Source organism: Streptococcus sp. HMSC064D12 (genome assembly GCF_001837205.1).
Lineage (GTDB): Bacteria > Bacillota > Bacilli > Lactobacillales > Streptococcaceae > Streptococcus > Streptococcus salivarius_D.
The window spans coordinates 1-12,339 of record NZ_KV831762.1 but is presented as its reverse complement, the minus strand read 5'-3'; the positions used below and the strand labels follow the sequence as shown (position 1 = coordinate 12,339).

The window sequence follows — 12,339 nt, the reverse complement described above, 5'->3', positions numbered from 1 at the left end:
CAAAATATTCACTCGCTTGTATTGCCATACTTTTCTTTCAGAAAGGCAACTGCTTCTTGAACACGGTTCCGAATCAAGTTAGCAGACTCCTCCAAAAGACGATTTTCCTCAGCAGACAAAGACAAGTGAACGGGAGCAGCCACCCCTTGACGTCCTAAAATAACTGGATAGCCTAGATAGGTTTGATAGGCTTCTTGATAGCTTGATACTGCCACTTCTTCTTGAGCATCTGAAAGGATAATAGTTACCAAACGAAGAGCCGCACTGGCAATGCCGTAAGAAGTATAGCCCTTACCATAAAAGACCTTGTGACCACCCTTCATGGAAGCCATAAACAGATTTTGTCGCTCTTCTTCGCTTGTCAATGCTGTAATGTCTTGACCTTTGACCTTAACTTGACTCCAGGCTGTAAATTGGGAATTCCCATGTTCGCCAAGATTGTAGCCGGATACTGATTTGGGATTGACTGATAAATCATCTCCTACCGCCGCCTTCATTCTAGCGGTATCGAGTAAAGTCCCTGTCCCAATCACACGTTCTCTTGGCCAGCCTGTGAATTCCTGATAGAGGGCTGATACGGCATCTACAGGATTCGAGATAACCAAGAGTATGCCTTTAAAATCCAATTTTTTAAGTTCCTGAGAAACCAGATAAACAGCTTCTCGAGTAAATGGAAATTCAGCAAAGCGATCCTCACCAGCATTATGCTGTAACTGAATATTGCCAAGAGATGAAATAATCACATCAGCATCTTCAAGTGCTGCATAATCATTGACAACAATGTTTGCATAGCTAGGTAGATTTGCCATGGCATCCTTAAAATCCTGGGCATCTGCCTCGGCCTTCTTCTCATTGATATCTATAAAGACATAGCTATCGGCCAAGCCTTGAGCAATTGCCCCATGAGCTACTGCAGCTCCAACATTTCCCATACCAATAATTCCAATCTTACGACTCATCGTTTTCCTCCTAAATATTTCTAGCTTTTTCCTTAGACAATCTCTTTTGAATGCAGAAAAGGGCCTGTCAATTGACACACCCTCTTTGATTAACTATTCAATTCTTGCAAAGGTTTGAAGATGATACGTTCAATATCATTCAAATAAACAGACAAACTTTGTTGTGCAGCCAAGTATTCTTTCAAAAGTGCATTAGCTTCTACCTTTTGACCCAATTCTTGAACAGCAGCTTGTTCTTCTGCTGTTGGCATTGTACCAGCTTGCATTTTAGCATAGAAATCCTCTTGGAAATCAGTAAACTCTTTGAAAAGAGCGCTAGCTTCAGCATCAGCTGCAATCGCTTCTTTTTTCTCTACCAAAGTTTTGTACTCAGGAAGGGCACGAATGCCACGTTCCAACTCATTTGCTAAATCATAAATATTTGTCATTTTATTCTCCTAGGCGATCACCACATGATAATCCGTATTGGCTTCAATAACAGTCTTAGCATGTGTGCGATCTTTTTCATTTTTAAAAGTAATTTGGAGGATACCGTGAATATCCTCACGATTTTCCTCATTAATACGAAGGTTAACCAAAGACGTTCCTCGTAACAATTCCATAATGCTAAGGATAACGTCTTCTCGGTCAGGCACATCCACGAAAATATCGAAGGCACTTTCCACGCCACCTTTTTTGTGGATCTCCATCTCTTTACGTTTCTTACGACCGTTGTCAAAGAACTCCCAAATGGCATTCTCATCTTCAGCCTTAATCAAGTCAGCCACATTGTCCAAACGTTTTTTGAAATCTTCAATACGATCCAAAACAGCTGGCCCATTGGTCATGAGAATGGAAGCCCACATGCCAGGTTCACTCTCAGCAATACGGGTCATATCTCGGAAGCCCCCAGCCGCAAAGTGATTGGTCATCTCATGAGCCTGAGCATAATCAGCTGCCTGCTCCATAAGTCCAGAAGCCAAAAGATGTGGAAAATGACTAATTTGACTGGTTACACGGTCATGTTCAGCCGCATCAATCTCCACAAATCGTGACTTAAGCCCTGACAAGATGTCCTTAAGTTCAGGGATAGTTGTCTCTCTTGTTAGACTCGTCGGTGTGAAAATATAATAAGCATTTTCGAAAAGTGTCACGTCAGCTGCAATAGCCCCTGATTTATGGGAACCAGCCATAGGGTGAGAACCTACAAACTGAACATTCTTACCTGTTAGGTAACGTTCAGCTGCCTCAACGATATCCAACTTAGTAGACCCTGCGTCTGTGATGATGACATCATCTTTGAGCTCCAAGTCAGCCAACTCCTTCAAGTAGGCCACCGTTTGCTTAATTGGCACTGCAAGGATAATAACATCCGCGAGGGGAGCAAATTCTTTGAAATCACTTGTTGCACGGTCAACGATGCCACGCTCAAGTGCAATATTTCGAGAATAGTCAGAGCGATTATATCCAAGAATCTCATAATCAGGGTGGTCCCTTTTAATCCCTAAGGCCAAGGAGCCACCAATCAAGCCCAATCCTGCGATATAAATAGTTTTCTTACTCATTACTACTCCCATCTATTGTCTGATGCTACTTAAAAGTTTTTCACATAGGCACGGTGACGTGCTACTGCTTCTTTCAATTCTTCCATGTTGTCAGAAGAGAATTTGTCCAAGATTTCATTGGCTACGACTGTAGCGACTACGGATTCCATAACGACACCCGCTGCAGGCAAGGCCGTTGGATCTGAACGCTCGACTGTCGCCTTGTATGGTTCATGTGTTTCGATATCTACTGACATCAATGGCTTGTATAGGGTTGGAATAGGTTTCATAACCCCACGGACCACAATCGGTTGCCCGTTGGTCATACCACCTTCAAAACCACCAAGGTTGTTAGTGCGACGCGTATAGCCATCCTCTTCATTCCAGAGAATCTCGTCCATTACTTGAGAGCCCTTGAGGTAGCCATCCTTGAAACCAAGTCCAAATTCTACACCCTTGAAGGCATTGATGGATACAACTGCTTGAGCAATCTTAGCATCAAGTTTGGTATCCCATTGGACATAAGAACCAAGGCCAACAGGGACGCCGCCAACAACAGTTTCAACGACACCACCGATTGTGTCTCCCTCTTTTTTAATTTGGTCAATGTAATCTTTAATTTCTTGTTCACGTTCTTGGTTAACAACTGAAATCTCTGATTGTTGAGCCAATTCCTTGATTTGAGCTACTGTCAAATTCTCAGGCACATCAATTTCCTTACCACCAAAGACAACAACATGGTTAGCAATTTCAATATCAAGCTCAGCCAAGATACGTTTAGCGACAGCACCTACTGCCACACGCATAGTTGTCTCACGCGCACTAGAACGTTCCAAAGAGTTACGCAAATCATCGAAACGGTATTTCATTCCACCAACTAAGTCAGCATGGCCTGGACGTGGGTGAGTGATTTTACGTTTGGTTTTCAAACGGTCCTCAATATCTTCCACAGCCATGATGTCCAACCATTTTTGATGGTCCTTATTGATAACATGAAGGGTGATTGGAGCTCCTGTTGTTTTCCCATGACGAACACCAGAAGTGATTTCAACCTTATCAGACTCAATTTTCATACGGCCACCACGACCATAGCCACCTTGACGACGTTTCAAATCGCCATTGATATCTTCAGCCGTCAAGGGAAGACCTGCTGGAACACCTTCGATAATTGCTGTTAAACGTGGGCCGTGAGACTCACCTGCTGTTAAATATCTCATTTATTTCTCCAAGTACTCTTTCATTTCAACTAAAGGAATTTGATTGATAGCTGCCTTACCAATCTCTGGAACGATAACTGTCTTAATGCTATTACCACGGGCTTTTTTGTCATGTGTGAGAGCTGTATAAAGCTCCTCAACACGCCATGGCTCATAGTCTACTGGCAAGCCAAACTTAACACACATCTCAGCAATTTGACGTGTGATTCCCTTAGGCATCAGACCTTTTTCCTCAGCAACACGTGAAATCTGAACCATTCCGATAGCCACCGCTTCACCGTGCATGACTTTACCGTAACCAGCTGTTTGTTCAACGGCATGCCCAATCGTATGACCAAAGTTTAGGTACATACGGACACCACCTTCAAACTCATCTTCAACCACAATTTTACGCTTCACATTACATGAACGGTAAATAATGGTTTCTGAGTTTTCTAGGATACTGTGAACCGAACCATCAATGCTTTCAAGGAGGTGCCAAAGTTCAGGATCGTCAATCAAACCGTATTTGACAACCTCACCCATACCTTCAATCAATTCGCGTTTACCAAGTGTCTCAAGGACATTAGGGTCAATCAAGACACCATCAGGCTGAGCGAAAGTTCCCACGATATTTTTAGCAAATGGTGTGTTCACACCTGTCTTACCACCAATAGATGAATCTACTTGGGCAGTTAGACTAGTTGGAACCTGAACGAAGTGAATGCCACGCATATAGGTCGAAGCGACAAATCCTGCCAAATCACCAACAACGCCACCACCAAGAGCAAGGATACCATCACTACGAGTCATGCCATTCTTAATCAAAAACTCATAAGCCTTATTAACAGTTTTAAGATTCTTACTTGCTTCACCTTCTAGGAAATCAAAAACGACTACCTCAAAACCTTCATGCTCCAAGCTAAGCTTAACTTTTTCTGCATATAGAGCTCCCACATGATTGTCTGTGATAAGTGCAATCTTTTGTGGTTCCCAAAGTGACTTCACCCATTGACCGACTGTCTTAAGGGCTCCTTTTTCAATAATAATGTCATAAGGGTTATGTGTTAAATTTACCTCTAGTTTCATAGTCGTCCCCTCCTAGCTATTGTAAATATTTTCTAATTCCTGCCATATGGCGTCTGTTGGCATGTCCTTGCCGGTCCACAATTTAAAGGCAGCTGCTGCTTGATGAAGCAACATGCCAAGTCCATTCACAGCCTCGATTCCCTGTTTCCTAGCCAAGGCCAAGAAAGGTGTTTCAAAAGGCTGATAAATGATATCAGCAACCAAGAGTCCCTTAGGAAATTTTGTGTCTGTAGGAATAGGCAAGGATTCGCCATCCATCCCAACACTGGTCGCATTCACCAATAAATCAGCCTGGCCTAGTTCCTCTTGAAAATACTCAAAATCATTTAAAGCATGAAACTCCAAGTGGCAAGTTGCCTGTTCAAGTAAGGACTTAAAGCTCTCTTTTGCCTTATCCAATGACTGAGGGCGAACGTAGACACTGACTTTTTTTGCACCATCAAGAACTGCCTGCGTCACAATAGCTTTAGCGGCACCACCAGCGCCCAAAATCATCAGATGAGCGTCTCTAGGGCTAAAGTCCTTTAGACTAGCAAAGAAGCCAAAACCGTCCGTATTATGACCAATCAAATGACCATCACGATTAACAACTGTATTGACAGCACCAATCAGTTGAGCTGCAGGACTAATCTCATCCAAAAAAGGAATGACTGCTTCCTTATATGGCATCGACAAGTTGATACCGAACATGTTGTAACGTCTAATATTTTCAACTGTCTCGGCTAGGTCTGATTCTGGAATCTCCCAGGCCACATAAACACCATTAACTTGTGTCTTTTCGAAGGCCGAATTATGAATAAATGGCGAAATAGAGTGCTTGATGGGATTGGCGACAACAGCTGCTAGGCGTGTGTGTCCATCAATCTGCATCTAAAATCTCCCTAATTCTACGCATATCTGCTAGACTAATTTGTCCTGGAGCACTGGCATTATCAAGACTAGCAAAGGTCCATGATGAACCCATCAAGTCGCCAGCAAGACGTGACATACGACCAAGTTTACCCATTGACATAGTTGCAAACTCTTGTTCAGGATTATAGGCCTTGAAACCACGTGTGAAGTTCATCAAGTCAATAACATCCTGCTCATGCTTAGGCATAACCGCCACCTTTACCACTCTTGGTGTCAAGTTTGCCATCTCAGATAAAAGTGCCATAAGGTTTTCAGGTGTCTCCTCAAAGTTATGATAAGACAAAACCAAGTTTGAAAATTCGAGCATTTGGTCAAAGACAGCCTTACGTGTGAAATACTCAAAATCAATATAATCTGGCGAATAGATAGCAGCTACATCCTTAATTAGTGCGACGTATTCCGCATCCGTTAACTCAAGCTTGCCACCCTCACGCGTCGTACGGATGGTAAAGACAATCTCAAAGCCTGCGAATTTCTCGAAAATAGCTGGAGCAACCGTTAAGATACTATCCTTATCTAAAAAATCTGCACGCCATTCTATAATGTCTGCCCCCTCAAAACGAGACAGTTCAAGCTCTTGTGCCTCCTCTAAACTAGTTGGCATAATCGGAACTACAATTTTCATTTATTTACCTTTATTGTGTATACTTTCAAATAATTTGATGTTGGATCATTAGGATTGACGGTAAAATCCGCTGGTAATTGTTGCAGGTTAACGAAGTCCGCTGAAACATCTCCCAAGCCCTTACGCAGTTGTTTTTTAAACTGTTGCACGGTCATATTAGCAGCATTGGTACTTGCAATGATTGTCCCATGCTCTGATAAAATATCAAGACTCTGTGCAATTAACTTGTGGTAATCCTTATTTGCTGAGAAAGTGCGTTTCTTATTTCTGGCAAAGCTTGGCGGATCGATGACGATAAGGTCATAAGATAAGCCTTTTTTCTTTGCATATTTGAAATAATCAAAGACATCCATCACGACCAAGCGATGATTGTCCATACTGAAACCATTAGCTTCAAAATGAGCCGTCGATAATTCACGTGAACGCTTAGCCAAATCAACTGATGTCGTTTCAATCGCTCCACCCATAGCCGCAGCAACTGAAAAAGCTGCCGTATAGGAGAACATATTCAGAACTGATTTACCCAAAGCTAGGCCATTAACTAAACCATCACGCACTTCATGCTGATCAAGGAAAATTCCCGTCATTAGCCCATCATTGAGGAAAACTTCATAAGTTACCCCATTTTCTAAAATGGTGAAGGTATCGGCCGCCTCTTGCCCAAAAAGATGGTCTGATTCGAAATCAAGACCCTTGAAGCGAATTTTCTCATAGCCTCCCAAAACCTCAGGAAAGACCGCTTGGAAAGCCTCTACAATAACATCCTTCAAGGAATAAACAAAGGCATTGTACCATGAAAAGAGGGCGTAATCGCCATATAGATCAATAGTGAGACCACCAAAATCGTCACCATCCTGGTTGAAAAGACGAAAAGCTGTCGTCAACTCATTATCATAATAGGATTGACGTTTGGCCTTAGCCCTTTCAAAAAGTCCTTGAAAATAAGTCACTGTCAATTTTTCTTTATTAGGGGACAGAAACCATCCTATCCCCTTATTTTGACTTGACAAATAGCCCGTTCCTAAAAAATCTTTGGACTGGCTATAAAGGTAAACCAACTGATTATTTTCAGTTATATTTGGAAAATCTTCCGCTAAAAGAAGCTGTTTTCCTTGTTTGATTTTTTTCTCCGCAAAGGGACTTACCGTCAATATACTCATGTTACTATTATACCAAAAAAATGCTATTATTTCTGTTTCGTAACTAGATTTTATCAATTATATGTCAAGGAATATCACACTCAATGGCAGTAAATTTTTGAGAGTCATTATCTTATTTGGTATAATGATTAAGATAATATAGAATCAAAGGAAGTATTACTTTGAAAAAAATTAATGAAGCCTTTTGGAAAGGAGTTTCATCAAGACTTGGATTTATCCTCTTGTTACTCTTCTTTTACTGGCTAAAAACCATATTCGCTTATTACGTCAACATTAATCTTGAGTTGGAAAGCAGATATCAGGTTATGCTTTCGCTGATTAACCCTATTCCACTAGGATTAATGCTTCTAGGTTTAGGACTATACTTCAAGAAACGACGTTTCTTTTATAGTATTACCATTGCTATCTATGTCATCCTCAACCTCTTACTTATTGCTAATGTGATTTACTTTGGAGAGTTTACAGACTTCATCACTGTAAATACCATCCTAGCAAGTTCTAGTTCGGCAGCAGGACTAGGAGACTCCGCCAAGAACCTTCTTGAGCCAAGCTATCTCTTCTACCTGATTGATGTACCTTTCTTCATCTATGCTGGTTTCAGGAAGAAGCTTAAGATGGACAGCAAGCCATTTAACAAACGAGCTAGTTTTGCCGTCACTGCACTATCGACACTCCTTCTCTCAGTTAACCTCTTCTTAGCGGAAGTTAACCGTGGCGAGTTGTTGACACGTGGTTTCTCAAATAACTATATTGTTCGTGCTATGGGACTTCCCTTCTTCACAGCCTATTCTGGTAACTTAACTTATCAGGCCTCACAGGCTCGTTCATCTGCAACAGCTGAGGATATGAAAAAGGTTGAAGCTTACGTTAAAGAGCATTACGCAGCACCTGATCCTAAGTATTATGGCATTGCTAAAGGAAGAAACGTCATTGTTATTCACTTGGAAAGCTTTCAACAGTTCCTCATAGACTACAAGCTCCAAGTAGACGGTAAAGACTATGAGGTTACTCCATTCATCAATTCCATCTACCACTCAAACGAGACGCTAGCCTTTTCAAACTTTTTCCACCAAGTTAAATCAGGGAAAACTTCTGATGCTGAAACCTTGATGGAAACATCTCTCTTTGGACTAAGTACAGGATCATACATGGTAAACTATGGTGGTACCAATACAGCCTATGCGGCACCATCTATCCTAGCTCAAACAGGTGACTATACGTCAGCTGTTTTCCACGGAAACACTGGATCCTTCTGGAATCGTAATAATACCTATAAACAATGGGGGTATAATTACTTCTTTGACTCATCAGCCTTCACTGAAAAAACTGATGAAAACTCCTTCCAGTATGGTCTAAATGACAAGTACATGTTCCCAGATTCCATCAAATATCTGGAACAAATGCAACAACCTTTCTACGTTAAATACCTTACAGTATCTAACCACTACCCATACACTTCACTCTCAGGCGATGAAAAGGAACAAGGTTTCCCACTCGCTGAAACAAAAGACGAAACAGTCAACGGATATTTTGCAACAGCTAACTATCTTGACTCAGCAATCAAAGACTTCTTTGATTACCTTAAGGAAACTGGTCTTTACGACAACTCAATTATTGTCATGTACGGTGACCACTATGGTATCTCTGATACACGAAGTAGCAATCTTGCTGAACTTCTCGGTAAGAACCCTGAAACTTGGTCAAACTATGATAAGGCCATGCTTCAACGTGTTCCTTACATGATTCATATTCCAGGATATACTGGTGGTGGCATCTCTAACACCTTTGGCGGTGAGGTCGATGCCCTTCCAACTCTCCTTCACATTCTTGGTGTTGACACTAGCTCTTATATCCAGATGGGACAAGACCTCCTATCTCCTGATAACAAGCAAATTGTCGCATTTAGAACCTCAGGTCAATATGTTACTCCTCAATACACTAGCTATTCTGGTCGACTCTATAATACTCAAACAGGGGAAGAAATTACCAACCCTGATGAAACGACTAAAAAGGATAACGAAGCCATTCGTAAGGCAGTAGCCACTCAGCTTTCAATGAGTGACGCTGTTCAAACAGGTGACCTCCTTCGTTTCTATACACCAAATGGTTTGAAACCTGTTGATTCTAGCAAGATTTCCTACACGAAACAGATGGATCAACTGAAACAGATCAACAAAAAGCTGAAAGATAAATCAACTAGCCTCTACAAGCAGAAAGGCAATAAATCAACAGCTGATCTATTCAAGACGCCATCTTACAAGGAGCTACATCCTGTAGAATCCGAATCAAGCTCTAGCTCAAGTTCGGGTGAATCAGAGCCAAGCAGCTCTTCAACGGAACAACAATAACCCCTAAAGGCAGTCCAATATGGACTGCCTTTTTAGATTAAACAAGTCTCAATAGTGCTTAACTGGAAAATTGTAACTCTCATATCAGTCGCTTCAAACATATTTCTTGCTAGTTTGCTATAAGCGTGATTAAATAGGATTTGTAAGAAAACTTATAAAGGAGAACCGATATGAATCCAATGGAATTATTTAACCAAGTAAAAGAAATGATCGAAAAGAAAGATTTCGAAGCTGCTAAAAAGTTTGTCGATGAAAACAAAGATGATTTGGGCGAGTACTTCGACCAAGCTAAATCTCTTGTTTCAGGTAACGAAATGGTCAGTGGAGCTTTAGACAAGATTAAAGGCCTATTCTAAGACGAAATCCCCGCAATCAATAGGATTGCAGGGATTTTTTATATTTAGAAGTCCTATTTAGAGACGGTGCCCATCTTAGTCTAAAATTTTTTAGAACAAGCAAAAAAAAGAGATTCCCTAAGGAACCTCTTTTCATTCTATATGACTATAGAATTATTTTTTCAAGTTGTAGAATGATTTTAAACCACGGTATTCTGCAACTTCACCAAGTTGGTCTTCGATACGAAGCAATTGGTTGTATTTAGCGATACGGTCAGTACGTGACAATGAACCTGTCTTGATTTGACCAGCGTTAGTTGCAACTGCGATATCAGCGATTGTTGAATCTTCAGTTTCACCTGAACGGTGTGATACTACTGCTGTGTATCCAGCTTCTTTCGCCATTTCGATAGCGTCGAAAGTTTCAGTCAAAGTACCGATTTGGTTAACTTTGATAAGGATTGAGTTAGCAGCGTGTTCTGCAATACCTTTTTCAAGGTAAGCTGTGTTAGTTACGAAGAAGTCGTCACCAACCAATTGAACTTTACCACCAAGACGTTCAGTAAGAGCTTTCCAACCGTCCCAGTCGTTTTCGTCCATACCATCTTCGATAGTGATGATTGGGTATTTGTTAACCAATTCTTCAAGGTAGTCGATTTGTTCTGCAGCAGTACGAACAGCAGCGCCTTCACCTTCAAATTTAGTGTAGTCGTAAACTTTACGTTCTGCATCGTAGAATTCAGATGATGCACAGTCAAATCCGATAAATACGTCTTTACCTGGTACATATCCAGCAGCTTCGATAGCTTTGATGATAGTTTCAACACCATCTTCAGTTCCGTCGAAACGAGGTGCGAAACCACCTTCGTCACCTACGGCTGTTTCAAGTCCACGTTCTTTAAGGATTTTCTTAAGTGCGTGGAAGATTTCAGCACCCCAACGAAGAGCTTCTTTGAATGTTGGTGCACCAGCAGGTACGATCATGAATTCTTGGAAAGCGATTGGAGCGTCTGAGTGAGAACCACCGTTGATGATGTTCATCATTGGAGTTGGAAGAACTTTAGTGTTGAATCCGCCAAGGTAGCTGTAAAGTGGAACTTCAAGGTAGTCAGCAGCTGCGCGTGCTACAGCGATAGACACACCAAGAATAGCGTTGGCACCAAGTTTACCTTTGTTTGGAGTACCGTCAAGAGCGATCATTGCGCGGTCAATACCTTGTTGATCACGTACGTCGAATCCGATGATGTGTTCAGCAATAACGTTGTTTACGTTATCAACTGCTTTTTGAGTACCAAGACCACCGTAACGAGCTTTGTCACCATCACGAAGTTCTACTGCTTCGTGTTCACCAGTTGAAGCTCCTGAAGGAACCATACCGCGACCGAATGCACCAGATTCAGTGTAAACTTCTACTTCAAGTGTTGGGTTACCGCGTGAGTCAAGGACTTCGCGTGCGTAAACATCAGTAATAATTGACATTACAATACTCTCCTTATGAGTTAAAATTTTTTACACCTATATATTACCATAATATCAAGGCTTAAGCAAATTAAAACCAGAATTTTCTAGCGATTTTCTATTTTTTAATATTTTCAATTGTTTTTGAAAATCTCAGAAAACGACCCGAATGAAAAGGAATTCAAAATATTGTATAATACAAGTAGAAAACTTACAGGAGATTCCTATGACTTCACTTGAAAACAAAGTACTCCAATGCGCTAGTGGCGAAAAACGCCTTAATCCCGATGAACTTCGTCAGTATTTTGGAACCTATGCGGAACGTGTAGTCCTAGCTGTTCTCTTGGAAAATGCTGAAAAGAAAACTGTAATTGACCATTTTCCGCAGATTTTAAAAGACTTGCAAGCCGTTTACCCGAATCTTAGTCTCAAGCTATCGCCAAAATTAGCTGACCAGATACAATTTACCTATATCAAAACGGCTCAAGCACTCAACATTTCAGCTACTATCGTAGACGAGGCCAAGGCCCATTCACCATACGGTCTTATTGTACATAGTAATCAAGCAGAAAACCTTGATAAAGTATTATTTTCTGAGCTCTATCCTGATATCCTTGCTCCTACAGAAACTGAACCTGTTACTGAAAAAAAGGGATTTTTCGCTAAACTATTTGGAAAATAAAAGCTGACGCAAGGTCAGCTCAGATTGAAGACAAAGTCCTCAGAAGTTATAC

12 protein-coding genes are annotated in these 12,339 nt (G+C 41.2%); 3 read left to right on the top strand and 9 right to left on the bottom strand.

Annotated features, from left to right (window positions below; genetic code table 11):
* Positions 1–8: 8 nt before the first annotated feature.
* The 8 genes from HMPREF2697_RS08265 to HMPREF2697_RS08230 all read right to left on the bottom strand — a co-directional run bounded on the left by HMPREF2697_RS08265 (position 9) and on the right by HMPREF2697_RS08230 (position 7,464).
* A complete protein-coding gene (locus HMPREF2697_RS08265; RefSeq protein ID WP_070850341.1) occupies positions 9–959 on the bottom strand; it encodes an L-lactate dehydrogenase in 951 nt (316 codons plus the stop codon).
* Between the two features lie 89 nt (positions 960–1,048).
* A complete protein-coding gene (locus HMPREF2697_RS08260) occupies positions 1,049–1,387 on the bottom strand; it encodes a YlbF/YmcA family competence regulator (protein WP_070850339.1) in 339 nt (112 codons plus the stop codon).
* A 9-nt stretch (positions 1,388–1,396) separates the two neighbouring features.
* Complete coding sequence (locus HMPREF2697_RS08255; protein ID WP_070850338.1) at positions 1,397–2,503, bottom strand: prephenate dehydrogenase; 1,107 nt, start codon at positions 2,501–2,503, stop codon at positions 1,397–1,399.
* 29 nt (positions 2,504–2,532) lie between these two features.
* Positions 2,533–3,699, bottom strand: coding sequence for a chorismate synthase (gene aroC / locus HMPREF2697_RS08250; RefSeq protein ID WP_014634145.1), 1,167 nt, complete (start codon positions 3,697–3,699; stop codon positions 2,533–2,535).
* On the bottom strand, positions 3,700–4,767 hold the full coding sequence (gene aroB, locus HMPREF2697_RS08245; RefSeq protein WP_013990891.1) for a 3-dehydroquinate synthase: 1,068 nt from the start codon (positions 4,765–4,767) through the stop codon (positions 3,700–3,702).
* Positions 4,768–4,779: 12 nt separating this feature from the next.
* Complete coding sequence (locus HMPREF2697_RS08240) at positions 4,780–5,637, bottom strand: shikimate dehydrogenase (protein WP_070850336.1); 858 nt, start codon at positions 5,635–5,637, stop codon at positions 4,780–4,782.
* Positions 5,627–6,304, bottom strand: a complete 678-nt coding sequence (gene aroD, locus HMPREF2697_RS08235; protein WP_070850334.1) for a type I 3-dehydroquinate dehydratase — start codon at positions 6,302–6,304, stop codon at positions 5,627–5,629. Before aroD ends, HMPREF2697_RS08240 begins: the two co-directional genes overlap by 11 nt.
* Positions 6,301–7,464, bottom strand: coding sequence for a class I SAM-dependent rRNA methyltransferase (locus HMPREF2697_RS08230; RefSeq protein ID WP_070850332.1), 1,164 nt, complete (start codon positions 7,462–7,464; stop codon positions 6,301–6,303). Before HMPREF2697_RS08230 ends, aroD begins: the two co-directional genes overlap by 4 nt.
* Positions 7,465–7,625: 161 nt before the next feature.
* On the opposite strand from HMPREF2697_RS08230, the gene HMPREF2697_RS08225 reads away from it, so the two are divergent.
* Positions 7,626–9,812 (top strand): LTA synthase family protein, encoded by a 2,187-nt coding sequence (locus HMPREF2697_RS08225; RefSeq protein ID WP_070850330.1) that lies wholly within the window; start codon positions 7,626–7,628, stop codon positions 9,810–9,812.
* 170 nt (positions 9,813–9,982) lie between these two features.
* Positions 9,983–10,168, top strand: coding sequence for a hypothetical protein (locus HMPREF2697_RS08220; RefSeq protein WP_002886071.1), 186 nt, complete (start codon positions 9,983–9,985; stop codon positions 10,166–10,168).
* 153 nt (positions 10,169–10,321) lie between these two features.
* On the opposite strand, the gene eno is transcribed toward HMPREF2697_RS08220, so the two are convergent.
* Entirely contained in the window at positions 10,322–11,626 is a 1,305-nt protein-coding gene (eno, locus tag HMPREF2697_RS08215; protein ID WP_002886048.1) for a surface-displayed alpha-enolase, read from the bottom strand.
* Positions 11,627–11,831: 205 nt separating this feature from the next.
* On the opposite strand from eno, the gene HMPREF2697_RS08210 reads away from it, so the two are divergent.
* Positions 11,832–12,287, top strand: a complete 456-nt coding sequence (locus tag HMPREF2697_RS08210) for a YueI family protein (RefSeq protein ID WP_049528980.1) — start codon at positions 11,832–11,834, stop codon at positions 12,285–12,287.
* Positions 12,288–12,339 lie beyond the last annotated feature (52 nt).